The 18,771-nt window shown below is 57.8% G+C and carries 17 protein-coding genes; 14 read left to right on the forward strand and 3 right to left on the reverse strand.

The genetic code is table 11. The features are described 5' to 3' along the window. Positions 1–114: 114 nt before the first annotated feature. From GXX82_06940 to GXX82_06955, 4 genes are all read left to right on the forward strand, one after another. Complete coding sequence (locus GXX82_06940) at positions 115–369, forward strand: translation elongation factor-like protein (protein ID NLT22766.1); 255 nt, start codon at positions 115–117, stop codon at positions 367–369. Positions 370–513: 144 nt separating this feature from the next. Next, on the forward strand, positions 514–1,098 hold the full coding sequence (locus GXX82_06945) for a hypothetical protein (GenBank protein ID NLT22767.1): 585 nt from the start codon (positions 514–516) through the stop codon (positions 1,096–1,098). A 3-nt stretch (positions 1,099–1,101) separates the two neighbouring features. Beyond that, complete coding sequence (locus tag GXX82_06950) at positions 1,102–2,502, forward strand: HD domain-containing protein (protein NLT22768.1); 1,401 nt, start codon at positions 1,102–1,104, stop codon at positions 2,500–2,502. A 106-nt stretch (positions 2,503–2,608) separates the two neighbouring features. After that, complete coding sequence (locus tag GXX82_06955) at positions 2,609–3,670, forward strand: DUF763 domain-containing protein (protein ID NLT22769.1); 1,062 nt, start codon at positions 2,609–2,611, stop codon at positions 3,668–3,670. A gap of 137 nt (positions 3,671–3,807) precedes the next feature. Here GXX82_06955 and GXX82_06960 read toward each other — a convergent pair whose 3' ends face one another. After that, complete coding sequence (locus GXX82_06960) at positions 3,808–4,506, reverse strand: molybdopterin-dependent oxidoreductase (protein NLT22770.1); 699 nt, start codon at positions 4,504–4,506, stop codon at positions 3,808–3,810. Between the two features lie 86 nt (positions 4,507–4,592). Between GXX82_06960 and GXX82_06965 the strand changes: the two genes are divergently transcribed. The 4 genes from GXX82_06965 (at position 4,593) to GXX82_06980 (ending at position 9,212) form a co-directional block, all read left to right on the forward strand. Then, positions 4,593–5,354 carry an ABC transporter ATP-binding protein gene (locus GXX82_06965; GenBank protein NLT22771.1) on the forward strand — a complete coding sequence of 254 codons (762 nt, stop codon included), beginning with the start codon at positions 4,593–4,595 and terminating at the stop codon, positions 5,352–5,354. Next, the gene (locus tag GXX82_06970) at positions 5,342–6,568 is read left to right on the forward strand and encodes a SufD family Fe-S cluster assembly protein (GenBank protein ID NLT22772.1); all 1,227 of its coding nucleotides are present in this window, start codon (positions 5,342–5,344) and stop codon (positions 6,566–6,568) included. Before GXX82_06965 ends, GXX82_06970 begins: the two co-directional genes overlap by 13 nt. Before the next feature lie 21 nt (positions 6,569–6,589). Continuing rightward, positions 6,590–7,477, forward strand: a complete 888-nt coding sequence (locus GXX82_06975) for a DUF362 domain-containing protein (protein ID NLT22773.1) — start codon at positions 6,590–6,592, stop codon at positions 7,475–7,477. 223 nt (positions 7,478–7,700) lie between these two features. Further along, on the forward strand, positions 7,701–9,212 hold the full coding sequence (locus GXX82_06980) for a 4Fe-4S binding protein (GenBank protein ID NLT22774.1): 1,512 nt from the start codon (positions 7,701–7,703) through the stop codon (positions 9,210–9,212). A 201-nt stretch (positions 9,213–9,413) separates the two neighbouring features. Here GXX82_06980 and GXX82_06985 read toward each other — a convergent pair whose 3' ends face one another. Beyond that, a complete protein-coding gene (locus GXX82_06985) occupies positions 9,414–12,461 on the reverse strand; it encodes a PAS domain S-box protein (GenBank protein NLT22775.1) in 3,048 nt (1,015 codons plus the stop codon). 245 nt (positions 12,462–12,706) lie between these two features. Here GXX82_06985 and htpX point away from each other — a divergent pair, with 245 nt between their 5' ends. From htpX to GXX82_07015, 6 genes are all read left to right on the forward strand, one after another. After that, positions 12,707–13,558 (forward strand): zinc metalloprotease HtpX, encoded by an 852-nt coding sequence (htpX, locus tag GXX82_06990; GenBank protein NLT22776.1) that lies wholly within the window; start codon positions 12,707–12,709, stop codon positions 13,556–13,558. Between the two features lie 148 nt (positions 13,559–13,706). Then, positions 13,707–14,813, forward strand: a complete 1,107-nt coding sequence (locus GXX82_06995; protein ID NLT22777.1) for a hypothetical protein — start codon at positions 13,707–13,709, stop codon at positions 14,811–14,813. After that, entirely contained in the window at positions 14,810–15,505 is a 696-nt protein-coding gene (locus tag GXX82_07000; protein ID NLT22778.1) for a PASTA domain-containing protein, read from the forward strand. The genes GXX82_06995 and GXX82_07000 overlap by 4 nt, the downstream gene beginning before the upstream one ends. Before the next feature lie 16 nt (positions 15,506–15,521). Then, complete coding sequence (locus GXX82_07005) at positions 15,522–16,184, forward strand: ribulose-phosphate 3-epimerase (GenBank protein NLT22779.1); 663 nt, start codon at positions 15,522–15,524, stop codon at positions 16,182–16,184. Positions 16,185–16,186: 2 nt separating this feature from the next. After that, positions 16,187–16,831, forward strand: coding sequence for a DUF3786 domain-containing protein (locus tag GXX82_07010; GenBank protein ID NLT22780.1), 645 nt, complete (start codon positions 16,187–16,189; stop codon positions 16,829–16,831). A gap of 1 nt (position 16,832) precedes the next feature. Beyond that, positions 16,833–17,978, forward strand: coding sequence for an MBL fold metallo-hydrolase (locus GXX82_07015; protein NLT22781.1), 1,146 nt, complete (start codon positions 16,833–16,835; stop codon positions 17,976–17,978). A gap of 199 nt (positions 17,979–18,177) precedes the next feature. Here the strand turns inward: GXX82_07015 and selD are convergent. Further along, positions 18,178–18,771: selenide, water dikinase SelD (gene selD / locus GXX82_07020; GenBank protein NLT22782.1), on the reverse strand; the 594-nt coding region annotated here is incomplete at its 5' end.

The raw sequence follows: 18,771 nt of genomic DNA on the forward strand, positions 1-18,771 counted from the left end.
TTGTAGCAGGAATCGAGCCTCTTTTCCACCCGCTTCAGGAATAATGCATTATCACTGTTCAATTATTCTTATCCACATGGTAGGATGAAAGAAAAAGGTCACAGGGAGGGTCGCATGGAAGAAAAGGCCATCGGTGTGGTTGTCAGGTATTTTGCCAAGATCGGGGTTGCGGCCATCAGGATCACCGAAGGGGAGTTGAAGGTCGGTGACCGTATCAGGATAAAGGGCCATTCCACGGACCTCGAAGAGGAGATCGAGTCGATGCAGGTGGAGCATGAGAACGTTCAGACAGTCAGCGCGGGCACCGATGTGGGGATCAAGGTCAAGGAAAGGGTGCGCGAACATGACGTCATCTACCTCCTGACGTAGACAGGCAGCACACGCAGGGGTTTTTCGCGAAAGGTGTCGCCGGTCCCGACCGCCGGCAGCGGTTTCTTTTTACTCTTCAGGGCTGACAGGTGCGCCCTTCTGTGTTATAAGATACGGAAAAGATCTCATGGAAATGGAGGAGCGATGGAAGACAAAGAACTGAAGAAGCGTTTCCTTGATATTTTCGAGACGGCAACCCCCATTCTTGAGGACCTGAAGAAAGGGTTCTTTTCCCAGCAGGCCGGGCTCATACAGGAATGCGAAAAAAAGTTCGGGGACCTGCTCATCTCGCGCGTTCCCTACGTCGAAAAAGTGATCGGGGAAAAGGAAAAGAGCGAGGCGGACAAAAAATACGTCCGGCTGCTTCCCGCGCTTCAGACCATTGCCCTGGCCATCGAGAACCTCATGTACAAAATGGAGGCGAAGGTCGCTCACAACATCCTTTTCAGCGAAAAGGCGCTTTCCGAGATCCGCGACCTGTATGGCCTCATGCAGGAGCAGTTCCGCGACACGAAGGACTACGTGCAGACGACTAATCCCGGCCTTCACCAGGCGATCAAACAGCATATGGAGAAGATGTTCAAAATGATCGAAGAGCTGGCCCAGGTCCACCAGAACAGGCTCATCACGGGGATATGCATGCCCCAGGCATCCTACCTGTACCTTGACATCACCGATTCCCTGAAGAGGATCACCCGGGGACTCGTGGATTTCGCCGACAAGGTCTAGTGGTTGGGGATCTCTCCGCAGGAGCTCGCCCGTTCCATCACCGGCGGTGACGTTGCAGGCAGGCTGGCCGCATGTCCCTTCAGGGGAGAGGTCTTTCTCGTGGGAGGGGCCATACGGGAGATCGCCCTCGGCAGACAGCCGCGGGACTGGGACCTCGCTCTCTCCGAAGCCTCCGACCTCGCGCGCCTCGAGGAGGTCTTCGGCAGGCGGTCCTTCCTTCTCGGAAAAAAGCCCATTCAGACACACCGGCTTGTCTCCGGGGAGATCGTCCTTGACATAACCATCCTCGAGGGAAGCATCGAGAAAGACCTCCGGCGACGGGATTTCACGATGAACGCCGTCGCCTTCGATATCCGGCGGGACCGGGTCATCGACCCCCTTTACGGCCTCCACGATATCGAAAGGGGGCTTATCCGCTACCCCGGCCGTGAAACCATCCCCAGCGACCCTTTGAGGATGCTCAAGGCCGCCCGGCACTTCGCCGCTCTCAGGGGGTTCGACCTTGATCCCGAGCTCATCGAGACAATGACCTCTTCGCGGCATCTCATCGGACAGACCGCGCCGGAGAGGATCAAGTACGAACTCGACCTTATCATGGTCTCCGAGGGCGTCCATCGCGGCATGGAGATGCTCACGAGAACGGGGCTCATCTTCGAGATCGTTCCCGAGCTCGAGGCGCTGCGCGTCATGGACGTGGAAAGGAACTTTTCCCTCGAGACCTTCGGCCATACCCTTCTCGGATTCTCATTCCTCCATACCCGCGGCGGCCGTTACCTGACCGACAAGGCCGCAGCGAAAGACGTGGGGTACGCTCTGCTCTTTCACGACCTGGGAAAGGCCCACACCTATTCCTATGACGAGGCCAGGGGCCTCGTCCACTTTTTCAACCACGAGCGCCGGTCACAGGAGATAGCGTCGGCCATCATGGAAAGGCTGCGTTTCAGCACCCATGAGATGAAACGGATATCAATCCTGATAGAACACCATATGCGCATCTTTCTCATCAGCTCCGCCGAGGCTACGGAAAAGGCAATAAGACGCCTCATTTACAGGCTCGGCGACCTCACCCCGGAGCTCATCGCCCTCACGCTCTGTGACATGTACGGAAGTTCCGGGGGAGAAGAGAACACCTCAACACGCCAGGTCGTTCAGAACTGTGATTCCATCCTGGCGGCATGGCATGAATCGAAAAAGAAACCCCTCCCGAGGCTCCTGTCCGGCAAGGACCTCCTGGCCATGGGCTTTCACGAGGGGCCCTTTCTCGGCAACTGCCTCGACACCGTCCGCGACAGACAGGTATCAGGCGAAATACAAACCCGCGAAGAGGCCCTGCAATTCGCCGAAGAATTCCTGAAAAAGAACAGAAGTGCAGCAACCCCCCCTCAGGAAGGACCCACCGGATGATCCCTGAAAACACGTCCTGCAGGTCCCACGCGTCCTATTCGTCCAATATGTCCTATAGGTCCCATCTTTCCTATAGGTCCCATCACACCGAAGCCGCCCTTTCCCCATGAAACGCTCCGTCACATCCCTCCCCCTCCACACAGGCCGCGCCCCGGCGTGGCTCTTCGACAGGATGAAGCGGCTCTGCGGGGCCCTTATCGAGGTCGTCGTCATGGAATACGGCACCCGCGAGCTTCTCACCCGGCTTGCGGACCCGTTGTGGTTCCAGGCGTTGGGATGCGCCGTCGGTTTCGACTGGCACTCGAGCGGGTTGACGACGACATTGTGCGGGGCCTTGAAGGAAGGGCTGACCCTGCTCGGTGATGACGTGCCGCTCGCCATATGCGGCGGCAAGGCCAAACGGGCCATCCGAACACCTGACGATATCAAGGCCTACGGCGAGAGATGGGGCGTCGATGTCTCCGGAATGGTTGCGATGAGCAGGCTCTGCGCCAAGATAGACAACACGGCCGTCCAGGACGGGTACGGCCTCTACCACCACACGTTCATCTTCACCCCCGACGGTTCCTGGGGCATCATCCAGCAGGGGATGTCGGCCGAAAGGAAGGACGCCCGGCGTTACCAGTGGCTCTCCCGGGACGGCCTCGATGTCATGTCCGACCCCCACACGGGGATAACCTGTGACCACACGCAGGAAGTCCTCAACTTCGTCGCCGGCCGGAGCGGTGATGCGAGGGATGCCGTCGTCGACTTCGCCTCGGAAGACCCCGATAGAATGGCGTCGACGTGGAAGGATATCGCCCTTTCCATGCCGAAACGCCACTACATATCCGCCGAGGACGTGAACACGGGACGACTCTTGAAGGCCTTCAACGCCATCCACGAGGCGCATCCGCACTCCTTCCGGGACCTCCTGGAGATACGCGGCGTCGGCCCGCGGACCGTCGGCGCCCTCGCGCTCGTATCGGAGCTCGTCTACGGCGCTCCCCCGAGCTTCGCGGACCCGGCCCGTTTCAGCTTCGCCCACGGCGGGAAGGACGGATACCCCTTCCCCGTCGACAAACCCACCTACGAACATTCCATCGACTTCCTCAAGACCTGCATAGACAAGGCAAAGATGGGCGACAGGGAAAAACTGGACACCTTTAAAAGACTGGCAAAGATATAGCAAGGGGTGATAGGTCATGGGTTATGGGTGATAGGAAAAGCAAAAAAGATCGGTCATTGGTCACTGCGTTTCTCTGGTCTTCCCTATGATTCATAACCTGTTCTTTCTTTTCCCATGACCCCGAATTATCTGTCTTTTCAGTAGTCTGGCTCTCCCGGCTTCGTGATCCGCCTGTACTCTTTGAGGTCGAGGGCGTGGTCCGTGCCGGGTTCTATGGTGGCGTCCTTGGAGTAGCCATACTTCGACCAGTATCCCGTGCCGCCCTTCTCGAGGAACTCGAGCCTCAGGATCGTCTTGACGCTCTTGTAGCCGTACTTCGAAGGCATGAGGAGACGGAGAGGCCCCCCGTACTCGGGCGGCAGGGGACCGTCATTCATCTCGTAGGCAAAGATGACCCGGGGCTTCAGGAGTTCTTCGAGGGAGATGTACTCATAGTAGTCATCCGCCGAATAGAAATAGAGATGCTTCGCCTGAGAGGCAGGCCGTACCAGGTCAAAGAGGGCCTTCGGTCTGAACCCTCCCCATTTCGCCTTGCTCGACCACGATTCGACGCATTTCATGCGCGATACCTGGGTCGCCTTCGGAAGCCCCTTGATGTCAGCAAGACTGAGGGTCCGCGGTCTCTCGCAGAGCCCTCCCACCTTCAGGGTCCACGTCGCGGGGTCAACGGGCCGGATGGGTTTTATGAACCGGATGTAAAAGCCCTCCCGGTCCTCGTTGTCGAGGAGCCCCCTTATCTCCTTCGCCCGCGATGAATGGGGAACGAGGAAAGACACGAATAGAACGGTGATGAAACGCATCACGTCCCGCCTGTCCATTTCCTGAAATACATCCATACCGTAAGTATAGCCCTGACCCTTGACAAACAGAACGGGATAATTACATTCAGTAATATTCGAGAGCCCTTAAAAAGGAGAATGCCATGTTGATCATAGAAGATCTTCAGGTGGAACTGGCGGGAAAGACCCTTCTCAAGGACATCGACCTTGAGATCAAGCCCGGGGAGACACACGTCCTGTTCGGTCCCAACGGATCGGGTAAAACGTCCCTCCTCATGACCATCATGGGTTATCCGCAGTACATCGTCAAGAAAGGGAAGATAACCTTCAAGGGAACGGACATAACCCACGCCCCCCTCAACGAGCGGGCCGCCCTCGGGATCGGCATGTCCTACCAGCGGCCTCCCACCATAAACGGCCTCAAGACGAGACAGATGATAGACATCTGCGCCAAACGAAAGGTGGATGCCGGGGAGATGGCGCGGTCCCTCAACTTTGAGGACTTCCTCGACAGGGATGTCAATGCCGGTTTCTCCGGAGGGGAGATCAAGCGCTCGGAGCTCCTGCAGCTCACGGCCCAGAATCCCGACCTCATGCTCTTCGACGAGCCTGAGTCAGGCGTGGACATCGAGAACATGGCCCTCATCGGCACAACGATCGCCCGGATCCTGGAGAAGGAAACCCCAAGGAGCGCGAACAACGCGAAACCCTTTGTTCAGCAGCGAAGCGAAAGGACAAAGATGGGGCTCATCATCACCCATACGGGCTATATCCTCGATTACGTCCCGGCGGACAAGGGCCAGGTCCTCTACAACGGAGTCCTGGCCTGTGCGGGTAATCCCCGCGAGATATTCCAGTGCATCGGACGATTAGGCTATGAGGAGTGTGTGAAATGTACGATCTAAAGGAGCTTGAACAGAAGGCGCGCCAGGCCATCGACAGGAAAGCGACCTTTGGCGACGATGTCGACCTCGATTCCTTCGACAGGTCCTTCGTCCCCCACAAGTACCTCGCCGAGGAGGAGATCTGTTCCATCCCGCAGGAGGAACAGCAGCGCCTCATAATGTCGGGACTCGACGTGACGGACACCGAAAGGGGCGGAACGTATTTCCAGAAGGACACCACTGTCGTCCATTGCCACAGCAATGAGGAGGGCATCGAGGTGATGCCCGTGACGGAGGCATTGAAGAAACACGACTGGGTCAGGGAGTACTTCTGGAAGCTCGTTCCCGTGGACCAGGACAAGTATACGGCATCGGCCTTCCTCGACCTTCACGACGGATACGTTATCAGGGCCCTGCCCGGCAGCAAGAGCATCTATCCCATCCAGGCGTGTCTCTACCTCGACAAGGAGAACCTCCAGCAGAACGTTCACAACCTCATCATCGCCGAGGAGGGATCGGAGCTGCACATCATCACGGGCTGCGCGACATCGCCCCACATGAAGCGCGGCGTGCACGTGGGAATATCGGAGTTCTTCATCAAGAAAGGTGCCAAACTGAGCTTCACGATGATCCACAACTGGGCCGAGGAGATGAGCGTCCGTCCCCGCTCCGTCGCCCGCGTCGAGGAAGGCGGCGTGTTCATCAACAACTATATCTGCATGAAACCCGTGCGGTCCATCCAGATGTACCCCACGACCCACCTCGTCGGTGACGACGCCACGGCCTTGTTCTACAGCGTCATCGTCGGGACACCGGGCTCGTATCTCGACATAGGGGGAAGGACCTATCTGAAAAACAGGGGATGCCGCGCCGAGATAGTGCAAAGGTCCATCAGCAACGGCGCGCACATCATCAACCGCGGTCACCTCATCGGGGAGGCCCCCGATATCAAGGCCCACCTGGAGTGCAAGGGACTCTTGTTGAAAGGCGGCATCATCGATTCGATACCACAGCTCGAAGGCCACGTCGAGGGCGTCGATATGTCCCACGAGGCCGCCGTCGGAAAGGTTGCCCAGGAAGAGATAAACTATCTCATGTCGCGGGGAATAACGGAGGAAGAGGCAACATCCACCATTGTTCGCGGCTTTCTGAGCGTGGACATAAAGGGCCTCCCGGTCCCGTTGAGGGAGGAGATAGACCGCGCCATCGACAGGAGCAACAAGGACGCCATATAGACGGCGTCAGGGGAGACACCCATGAAAAGGAGAGATTTCCTGAAGCTTGGCCTGTCGTCGCTCGTTGTGAGCCAGGTCCCCGGGAGGCTGTTCGGACAGGCGGCCCCGCCTGTCGTAGCCGTCGCGCAGGGCACCGACTATGCCGCGGCCACTCTAAAAACGATAGCCGCCCTCGGCGGCATGAAGGCTTTCGTGAAAGCGGGAAGCACCGTCGTCGTCAAACCGAACATGGGCTGGGACAGAAAACCCGAATATGCCGCGACCACGCACCCGCTCGTGGTGAAGACCATCGTTGAAGAATGCCTTGCTTCAGGCGCCAGGAGGGTGAAGGTCTTCGACCACACCTGCAACGACGCGCGCCGTTCCTACGAGAACTGCGGCATCCCGGCAGCCTTGAAGGGCATGAAGAACGTCGATGTCCGGTTCGTCGAGAACGACCGTTTCAGGAAGACCGCGCTCAACGGGCGTTTCCTGAAGGAGTGGCCCCTCTACGATGACGCCCTTAACGCCGACGTCTTCATCAATGTGCCCATCGCCAAGCACCACAGCCTGACGGGGCTCACCCTGGGCCTCAAGAACATGATGGGGATAATGGCCGACAACAGGGGATACATTCACCGAGGAATAGAGGACGCCCTTTGCGACGTGAGCAGCGTCGTGAAAAGCCATCTCGTCATCATCGACGCCACGAGGGTCCTCACCGACCACGGCCCCCAGGGAGGCAGTCTCAAGGATGTGAAGGTCCTGAACACCGTGATCGCCTCGCGGGACATCGTGGCCGCCGACGCTTATGCCACCACCCTCTTCGGAATGAAACCCCAGGACATCCCCACGACGGTCACGGCGTACAAGCGCGGGCTTGGAGAGATGGATGTGAAGAAGATGAAGGTTTTAAGTTTTAGGTTTTAAGTGAGACAAGTTTTAGGTTTTAAGTTTTAAGTTTTAAGTGAAAGACGTAAGGAGACGAGAATGTCTATCCCGTTGTCGGAAACACTCTTCCCCGGTCTCTGCTCAGAACCTAAGACTTTTCATAGGCCAACTGTATGATGTTTAAAGCCATGCAGATGTTTACGAGATACGTAGATAAGGTCTTTAACTTAAAACTTAAAACCTAAAACTTAAAACCGTTTCTATGAAACTTCCCGCCTCCCGCGTCTCCCAACTCCTCTTCCTCGGCCTCTTCCTGTTCCTTTTCATCATCACCGACTATCGGGGAAAGGATGAGATAACTGTCGCCGTCAACAGCTTCTTCAGGGCCAACCCCCTCGTGCTCGCAAGCTATGTCCTGGCCGTCAAGGGCTTTACGTTCCTTCTTCTGCCGGCGCTCATCATGGCGGTCTGCACACTCCTTCTGGGTAGGTTCTTCTGCGGTTGGATATGCCCCCTCGGGACCGTGATCGATCTCGTCACGCACAGGATACCGAAAAGCTCCCCCATCCGTTTTCTGAAGAGCTCATTCAAATACTACCTTCTCTTCACGCTTCTGGCGACGGCCCTCTTTTCCGTGAACCTGTCCGGCGTCCTCGACCCCATCGCGATCCTCATCAGGGCACTCACTCTCTTCTTCTATCCCCTCGTCGGTTATGTAGCCAGGGCAGGCTGGTCGGGCCTCTATCAGGTTGCCGGGGAAGAACGGGATACTGTCGCTTTTCTCTATGATTTCCTCAGGGACTATGTCCTGCCTTTTCGCGAAACCTTCTATCCCCTCGCCTTCCTCTCCCTCGCCGTCTTTCTTTTCATCCTCGCCCTTGAAAGGTTTGAAAGGAGGAACTGGTGCAGGAACATCTGCCCTCTGGGCACACTCCTCGGGCTTCTCGGCCGCTTCTCTCTCTTCCGCAGGCTTCCCGGAAGGATCTGCAAGGACTGCGGCGACTGCCGCTCTCACTGCCCGTCCGCCTTCGACGAGGAGATGCTGCAAACCGACAACTGTATCCGCTGCATGCAGTGTCGTGTCCAATGCCGTTTCGGCCGCGTCGAATTCCCGCTGCGGTGGAAAACACTTTTTCGCCCGGTAAAGGAAGGACAGGGACAACCTGTCATGTCCAAGAGGGTATTCCTCGTCAGCCTCGTATCCGGTTTCTTTCTCTCAAGGCTGTTCTCCTTCCGTCACCCTGAAAAAGACCACCGCCTCCTCCGTCCTCCAGGCGTTAAAGACGAAGACGATTTTCTCAAGAAATGTGTCCGCTGCGGAGAATGCATGAAGGTCTGCCTGCGCAGCGCCCTCTACCCCGATTTCACGCGGGCCGGCGTCACGGGCCTCTTCATGCCCGTCATCATTCCCCGGCTGGGCTATTGCGAATACAATTGCACGCTCTGCGGACAGGTCTGCCCCACCGGCGCCATACCCCGTCTCCCTCTTGGCCAGAAGCAAAAAAGCATCATCGGCACCGCCGTCATAGACAAGAACATCTGCCTTCCCTACGCGAAAAAGCTCAACTGCATCGTCTGTGAAGAACACTGCCCCATCCCGGAAAAGGCGATCCGCTTCGAAACGGTGGAGGACATCGATCATAAGGGCAAAAAGGTCACCCTCAAGCGGCCCTACATCGTCGACGAGCTCTGCAACGGCTGCGGCATATGCGAGAACAAGTGCCCGCTTGAAGGCCGCTCCGCCGTGGAGGTCTTCGCGGGAAAGAAAGGCTGAACCCCCGAACCAAAGGGGTTTGACCGTTGGAACCGTTAGCACCGTTAGCACCGTTGGAGCCGTTGGAGCCGTTGGAGTGTTGGCGGGGCTGGGGCATCCTCTCTCTGTATGAGGGACTGAAGCTACCCTGGCGCCTAAGACGGCTGCTAACCGTCTCTCGGTTCCAACGGTTCCAATGGTGCTAACGGTGCTAACGGTTTCTCATCTTTCTCCCAGTACGCTTCTTATGATCTCGTCCAGTTCCTCCATGAGGCAGGGCTTGGCCAGGACTCCCTTGAAGCCGTACTTTCGGTGGCTTGCCATGACGGGGTCGTTGGAGTAACCGCTGGAGACTATGGCCCTGACGCCGGGGTCGATGGCAAGGAGTTCTTTCACCGTGTCCTTCCCTCCCAATCCACCAGGAACGGTTATATCGAGAAGGACGACGTCAAAAGGAGTGCCCTGAGCGCTCGCTTCACGATACCTGGCGATCGCCTCCCGGCCATCCGCCGCGGAGGTCACATCGTAACCGAGGCCCTCTAGCATCTCCTTCGTCGTCTTACGTATCATCGCCTCGTCGTCCATGTGAAGAACCCTGGCCCTGAGCACGCTGCTCCTCATGTCCCGGACGTCCCTCGTGATGGAGGCGGCGGGCCACCGCGACGCCTTCAGGTAAATGAAGAAGGTGGTTCCCGAACCTTGTTCGGACTCGAGCGTGATATGGCCGTCATGATTCTTGATGATCGAATAAGATGTGGCGAGTCCGAGACCGCTGCCCTTATCCTTGGTCGTGAAGTAGGGATCGAATACCTTGTGCACCTGTTCCGGCGCGATCCCGATGCCGTGGTCTCTCACCGATATCCGGACATAGCTGCCGGGCTTGAGGAAAGTACCGTGCTCCATCATCTCCTGGGTGGCGACGAGGTTCGCGGCCTCGATCGTGATCACCCCGCCATCGGGCATGGCCTGCTGGGAATTGATGATGAGATTGTTTATGACCTGACTCATCTGGCCCTCGTCGATATCAACGGGGAAAAGGTCTTCGGCAAATGTGAAGTCGCACCTGACCCCGGAACCCGTGAGGGCGAAACTGGCCGTTTCCCTGACCACGTTTTCGATGGAGGTCGTCTTCAGGATAGGAGAACCTCCCTTTGAAAAGGTGAGAAGCTGGAGGGTCAGGTCCCTGGCCCTCAATACCGCTTGTTCCGCGTCGTCGAGACGTCTCAGCACCTTCTCGTCTGAAGGCTTCGTGTACATCTTCGCCAGAGACACATTGCCCAGCACGGCGGCGAGGATATTGTTGAAATCGTGGGCTATTCCTCCTGCCAGAATGCCCACCGATTCAAGCTTGCTCATCTTTTGCAGTTCCTCGTCCATTCTCTTCCTTTCCGTCACGTCGCGAAAGACCAGCACCACACCGGCAATACTCCCGTCCCTGTCCCGTATGGGGGCGCCGCTGTCAGCTATGGCAAGCTCACCGCCGTTCTTCGAGATGAGCGCCGTATGGTTCGCGAGGCCGACGACGGCCCCCATTCGCAGCACTTTGTCGACGGGGCTTTCGCATCTTGCGCGGGTCCTCTCGTTGATGATGTGGAAAACATCGGTAAGTTCCCTTCCTGCCGCCTCCTCCTGTCTCCAACCGGTCAGTTCCTCGGCGACGGCGTTCATCAGAACGATCCTCCCATCGGCGTCGGTGGCGATCACGCCGTCACCGATGGAACGCAGCGTGACCGCGAGGCGCTCCTTTTCATTTGCCAGGGCCTCCTCGGCGAGACGGCGCTCCGTTATATCCTCGAAGGAAACGATGTAGTCGTCGTTCTCCAGACGGACGGTGATGAAATTGATCAGCTTTGTCGCCCCGTCCTTGCACACCACGGGGAAGGTCCGTGGCATCTTCTCTCCGGCATCCGTGGTGCTGGTGTCGTGATGCCAGGCGTCGGTTACGGTCTTCCTCACGGCCTCGTCGGGATAGGCACGCTCGAACCACGCCGCGCGGTCGGGTATCTCGGCAAGGGTGAATCCGAAGATCTCCGTGAACTTCGGGTTCACATAGAGATACCTGTCTTCCCTGTCGAACATGGCCATACCGAAGGGAGCGTGCTCTATGAGGATCTGGAACTTTTGCCGCTCCGCGCTGAGTCTCTCCTCGGCGATCTCCCCGTCGGAAACATCCCGGGCGAAGCAGAAGATGAAGTCCTCTCCATTGTAGGTGACGCGGTTCGCGATCACCTCGACGGGGAAGACGCGGCCGTTCCTGGCCTGGTGATGGGACCTGAAAGTGATGGAGCCCTCTTCCGCCATGCACCTGCCTATGGCGGAGAGTTCCCTCTTCGTGTGGTCGGGATCGACATCCACGACCCTGAGGGAGAGAAGCTCCTCTTTCGTGTACCCAAGCTTGCCGCAGGCAGCATCGTTCACGTACACGAAACGCCCATCTGGCCTGATCCAGAAGATCGATTCCGATGCATGTTCGATGGAAAACCGCGTGAGCCAGAGCGCTTCCTCACGCAGTCGCCTCACCGTCACGTCCCTCATGTACACGAGCGCGACCGCCTCCCCCCTGTAGGTAGTCCCCGTTGCGGAAACCTCGATGTAAACGATGTCACCGTTGCGCTTGACCCCTTTGAACTCATACCGCTCCGGCATTGCCTCGCCGCGCTGCCTGCGCTGCGTGAAATCGGCTACCCTCTCATGGTCATCGCGATGGACAGTGAGGGATTGCGGTTTCCCTACAATGTCGGCGGGGCTTTCATAGCCGAAGATCTTGACGAACTTGCCGTTCACGTAAAGATGGATGTTGCCTTTCAGTATGGCCACGCCGTCGTTCGAATTCTCGATGGCCGTCCGGTACCGCTCCTCTGACTCCCTGAGGGCCTCCTCGGCGCGGCGGACCGCCGTCACATCGCGGCTGAAGACAGCGATCCTTGCCACCGACCCTTGCCGGTCGAGAACGGGATAGTAGCAGTTCTCAAGCCAGACGCCGTCCCGGAAATCGGTGCAGGAAAGGGGCTTTCGTGCCGTGATTATCCTTTCCATCAGGGCCTTCCTGCTGCGGGCCACCTCGGGCGAGAAATAATCGAATATGTTGCTGCCCACCATCTTCTCCACATCCTGGTTGAAACGGCGTGCCAGATTCTCATTGAGCGTAATGATCGTTCCGTCGCTGTCCATCATGAAGGCTGCATCGGGCGGGGTGTCGAAAAAGACACGGACACCGTCCTGTCCCACGGAGGATGCAACCTGTTCCTTCTCCGGATCACAGTTGTTCATGGCCACCTCGCAACAGGGGTACCGTGCCCCAACTTCATGGGGGGACGGACACACCCTCCCCGTTCATATCTTCCCTTGATCCTATGCGGGTTTTTCTTTTTTCAGAAGCCTGTGCCTGACCCTGATTCCTGGTCATTATTCTATGAACCTTTTGAGTCAAAAGGCAAGGATTTCCAACATCTCCCCGGCTTGATAAAAGATACAAAATGTTTATAATGTATAGGATAAATTTTTATGGGGGTTCGATGAACAGATTCAAGACATTCTTCCTCATGACCGTCCTTACCGTTATCCTGGTCGGTCTTGGCAGCATCATAGGGGGCCGGTCCGGGGGCATGATCGCCTTCGCCATCGCCCTCGTCATGAATTTCGTCAGTTACTGGTTCTCCGATAAGATCGTCCTCAGAATGTACGGCGCGAGAGAGGTCTCTCCCTCAGAGTTGCCGCAGCTCCACGGTACGGTCGCATCCCTGGCGCAGCGCGCCGGCATCCCCATGCCGAGGGTCTTCATCATCGAGGATGACAGTCCTAACGCCTTCGCAACCGGCCGCAATCCCGAGCACGGGGTGGTGGCGGTAACGACGGGTATCATGCGTATACTCTCGCGGGATGAACTCGAGGGTGTTCTCGCCCATGAGCTCTCCCACATCAAGCACCGCGACATCCTCATTCAAAGCGTTGCCGCAACGCTGGCGGGCGCCATAACGATGATCGCCAACTGGGCCCGTTTCGCGGCCTTTTTCGGAGGTTCCTCCGACGACGATGACGGAGGCGGCAACATCTTCACCGTTATCATCTTTTCCGTCATTGCCGCCTTCGCCGCGATGCTCATCCAACTCGCCATTTCCCGCTCCCGGGAATACCTGGCCGATGACGGCGGGGCGAACCTGTCGGGAAACCCTCTCTTTCTCGCGGGGGCGCTGCGCAAGCTCAATGCGGGCGTGGCGCGCCATCCCATGAACGATGCGAACCCTTCCACTGCCCCGCTCTTCATAGTGAACCCCTTCAGCGCCGGCGGCATTCGTTCGCTCTTCAGCACCCACCCTCCTATCGAAGAGAGGATCAGGAGACTGGAGGACATGGCCTATCGGCGATAACTTCGGACATCTCCTCAGGGCCATTTCGATCCGCATCATTCGAGATGTTGAATCCGGCAGGTTCCTCGATGAGTCCATCGACTCCGCCTTCTCGCGCTCACGGCTCAACGAGGGTGAACGGGCGCTCATATACCAGATAACCTCGGGGGTGATACGGTGGCGGGGACATCTCGATCTTGTCCTTTCCCGATATGCCAGAAAACCTGTCGAAAAGGACGTCCGATACCTCCTCTGGATGACACTCTACCAGGTCGGTTTCATGAAGAAGGCCTATTACCATGTCGTGAAAGAGGCCGTGGAGTACGCCAGGAACGAGAAGGGAAAGTTCGTGGCCGGGTTCGTGAACGCAGTCCTGAGACGGTACGTGAATGACAGGGAGACCCGCGCCCTGCCCCCCGCCGACGCGGTGCGACAGTCATTCCCGAAATGGCTCGTCGACCGCTGGACGCTGAGGTTCGGTATGGGTGAGGCCGATAGGCTCCTCGGACTGCTCAACAGGGAACCGGAGTTCACTCTCAGGGTGAACACGCACAGGTTGACCGTCGACAAGGCGATAGAAGCCCTGGCGGGTGACGGGATCGAGGTACGCCGCGGCCGTCTTTCGCCCTCAGCCATCACCGTCGACAGGCTCATGCCGGTCTTCGCGAACACTCTCTTCAGGGACGGGCTTGTGAGCGTTCAGGGAGAGGCCTCCCAACTCGCGGGCATGGCGGCGGCGGCAACGGGGGGTACACTGTTCCTCGACGCGTGCACCGGTTCGGCAACGAAGACGAAGCAGGTGAGGGAGATATCTCCCCAGGCACGCATCATCTCCATGGACAACAACATGAAGCGCCTCTGCCTGTCGTCGCTCGGCACCAACATCGTCTGTGCCGACGCCCTTGCCCCGCCTTTCAGGGCCGGATCGTTCGATACCGTCCTTGTCGACGCGCCCTGCTCATCGCTCGGGATCGTCCGCAAGCATCCCGAGATCAAGTGGCGGCGCAGTGAAGAGGATATCCACCGGTTCGCCGCGATGCAGCTCTCCCTGCTCCGGTCGCTGTGGGACCTGGTGCGTCCGGGAGGGCGCGTGGTCTACAGCGTCTGCTCCTTCGAGCCTGAAGAAACGATGGATGTCATTCGCAACCTGGCAGAAGATAAGAACTTTGTTCTTGAAAATCCGCTGCCGTTCCTGTTTAATAAGGATTGTTTTCTCTCGTTGCCGCATGAGACGGCTCTGGACGGTTTCTTTATAGCACGAATAAGGAAACTATGAAGCTCTTGAAGATCCTATTCTATGTTGTGGCGCCGGTACTCGTCTTCGGCCTGTCGACATACCTGACGATAAGCCTCCTTCTCAAGTTCCAGCAAACCACGGTCTGCCCCGATGTCCGGGGGAAGACCGTAGAGGACGCCCGGGAGCTTCTCAGGAACAAGGGTCTTGCGCTCGTGGTGCTCAGGTACGAGCGGCGCAACGACGTGCCCTACAATCATATCACCGTGCAAAAACCCGATGCCAATATATCCACCAAGAAAGGAAGGGTGGTCTATGTCATCGTGTCTGAAGGGCCGGAGCTCATGAAGACCCCGGGCTTCGTGGGACTCACTCTCGAGGAGACCCATCCGGTGTTCAGCGACAGGCATCTCGTTCTCGAAAAGACGGTCCTCGTTCCCCACTCCAGAACCGGCAAGGTCATCGCGCAGGTTCCGGCAGAGGGCACGGACATCCTCGAATACGGCAAGGTGACCCTCTTCGTCGGAACGGCGCCGAGGTGCTATTACCTCATGGCCGACACGCGCGACATCAATTACAATGAACTCGCCGACGAGCTCGAAACGAAGGGGATAAAGTACAGGATCAATTACGCGCGGAGCGATCGGGCCTCTGCGCGCGGCGGCATAGAGTACTCGATACTTCCCAGAACGATATTCAGTTCGGCTGAGGAGATCGTCATCAATATCTACTAGCCATGGAGGCATTATCATGAAAGATATCCTCATCGCGCCGTCCATCCTCTCATGCGACTTCCTGCGCCTCGGCCAGGAGATAAAGGATGTCGAGGATGCGGGCGCGGACCTTATTCACGTGGACGTCATGGACGGCCATTTCGTTCCCAACATAACCATCGGCCCCATGTTCGTAGAGGCCCTGCGCAGGATCAACACGAAGCCCCTGGATGTCCACCTCATGATAGAGAACCCGGCGCAATACGTGCGGCAATTCGCTGAGGCCGGTTCCGACATTGTCACCATACATGCCGAAGCAGACAATCATCTTTACCGGACCCTCGATGTCATCAAGGAATCCGGTGCGCGGGCCGGCATATCATTCAATCCCGGGACACCTCTCGGCCTCCTCGAACACGTCATCCACATTGTCGACCTCGTCCTCATCATGACGGTCAACCCCGGTTTCGGAGGTCAGATGTACATCCCCGAGATGGCCGGAAAGATCACCGAGGCGCGCAGGATGATCGATAAGGCGGGCAGGTACATCGACCTCGAGGTCGATGGCGGTATCAAGGCGGCAAACGCCGCCGAGGTCGTCAGGGCAGGCGGCAATGTCCTCGTCATGGGCACAGAGATATTTCACAGCGGGGACTACCGGAAGAAGATCGACGAGGTCCACGACAAGCTGGGCCGTTGATCATGGAACTCAAGAGACAAAAGACATACAAAGGCGTCTTCGACAGGGCCCGCGACGAGCTCCTGGGAAGCGCCATGGAGGAGAAGTTCTTCCTCGCGGGCCTGCGCTGCGAGAGGGTTGGCAGCGAGACACGCGTCCATGTCCCTTTTTTCGACGAGACCATTCGCCTTGATGTACCTGGGTTCACCTTCTCGAGTTCCAAGGGAGCCAATGTCACCCTCGTCGCGAAGATCATCATCCTTCACTACATAAACACCGCCTCAGGGGTCCCGCTTACGGGCGAGAAGGTCTCCTATGGGGACATCCCCGCGTGCATGCACTACGACCCCGTTTTCGAGAGGAGGGTACTCAAGCCTCTTGTCAGGGCATTCGGCTACGACAGGCACGCCTTTCTCGACGCCGGCCGCGGCCTCGGGGCAAAGGAGGAAGGGTTCGGTGACGCCTCTGTCACGCTTTTCGCCTTACCCAAGGTACCCGTCACCTTTGTTCTCTGGGAAGGGGACACCGAGTTCCCGCCGTCGGCCAGGGCCCTTTTCGATCCCTCCGTCACCGGCTATCTGCCGCTCGAGGATATCGTGGTGGTATCGAAGCTTGCCGCCGGAAGAATACTGAAGACGGCGATAAAAAACCTTGCCGAAGAGGTGTGACATGATATTCAAGCAGTTCAATTTTGATGGATGCCTCGCGTATGTCATCGCCTGTGAAAGGGAAAGAAAAGGGGTGATCATAGACCCTTCCCACGAAATGGACCCTTTCCTCGATTTCATCTCGTCCCGGGGACTCACCATAACCCACATCATCGACACCCACACCCACGTCGACCACGTTTCCCTGGCGCCGGAGCTTGCCGACAGGCTCACGGCCACAACGGTCATGAACAGGAACACACCGGCACAGAGGGAGCTGGGGGCAAAGGTCACGGACCTCTTCGGGATCGAGAAGGTCCTTGCCGAGAATGCCCTGAAAAGGGTCGACCTCTACCTCGGTGACGGGGATGAACTGAAGATAGGCGACATCACCCTGCAGGCAATGGAAACGAAAGGCCACACCCGGGACCACATGGCGATCCTCGCCGGTGACAGGATCTTCACCGGTGACGTCCTCATCATAGGCCAGTGCGGAAGGACAGACCTGCCCGGCGGAAGCTCCCGCGACATGTACGAAAGCCTCTTCGGCAGGATCATGCCCCTCTCCGATGACCTCATCGTCTACCCTGCCCACGACTACAGGGGCAACATCAATTCCTCACTGGGTTACGAGAAGGTCAACAACGTCTGCCTCAAGACACCGCGCACAATGGAGGAGTTCGAGACATTCCTGAAAGGTCTCTTTCCCCCGCTCGACGCGAAGACGGGGAAACTCCAATGCGGCCTCAGCACCATGGAACCGGCACCCGAGGGCGAACTGGGACCTCTCATGAAAAGCTTCTGCATCTCCATGGAGGCCTTCCTCGCGACACCCCACGAGGAAACCGTCATCGAGCCCGAAGAACTGCTGCAGAAGATCACGAAGAAGCAAATGCTTTTCCTCGTCGACGTCAGGGAACCGAAAGAACTGGAACAGACCGGCTTCATCGAAGGGGCCGTGAACATCCCCGTTCGTGAGATCGCCATGAGGATAGGCGAGTTCCCGAAAGACCTCGACACCCCTGTCGTCGTCTATTGCGCGAGCGGCCACCGTTCCTCCCACGCCGCCGTCTACCTGAGAGCTTACGGCTACCGCAACACCCGAAACCTCGAATACGGCATCCACGGCTGGCAGGACCGCAATTATCCGCTCAAACAGATCCGTTAGAACCGTTGGCACCGTTAGAGCCGTTAGAGCCGTTAGAACCGTTCAGATAGTCTGGGAGTTAGCGGTCAACGGATTTGGGGACACCTGCCGGCAAAGGACGGATAGAAGATGTGGGTCAGTGCTCCGAAACCTTCCCCCCCGCCCGTAGCCTTTCCAACGGTTCTAACAGTGGCAACGGTTCTAACGGTTCAAACGGTGTTTACCTGAGCAGTATCTTCCCCTTCGGTTCGGCGAGGAAGGTGCCTATGATGTGGTAGTCCACGCCGAGGCGGGTGGCTGTCTCTTCGAATTTCGCCCTGTCCGCGGGGTCGAGGGCCATGAGGAGGCCCCCCGATGTCTGGGGATCAAATATGATGTCGAAGAAGAAATCGGACCGCGTGGTGACCACGTGTTCCCCGTAGAAGTCCCTGTTTCGGTAAAGACCTCCGGGTACCAGGCCCGATGTGGCAAACTCCACGGCCTCCGCGAAATAGGGCAGCTTTCCGGCATGGAGCTCGACCCCCAGTGACTCCCGTATCATCTCCTTGAGGTGTCCGGCCAGACCAAACCCTGTGACGTCCGTGCAGGCATGAACGTTCACGGAAAGCATCGCCTCGGCCGCCGTCCTGTTCAGCGTGGCCATGACCGTCGCAACGCCCATTGCCGCGTCCTCGTTGAGGAGCTTGCCCTTGATGGCGGTGTTCATGATGCCCGTCCCGAGGGGCTTTGTGAGAACGAGAATGTCCCAGGGTTTCGCCCCTTCGTTGAGGAGGACCTTGTCGGGATGGACCATTCCCGTCACCGCGAGCCCGTA

Origin of the sequence: Syntrophorhabdus sp. (genome assembly GCA_012719415.1) — a bacterium.
GTDB lineage: Bacteria > Desulfobacterota > Syntrophorhabdia > Syntrophorhabdales > Syntrophorhabdaceae > Delta-02.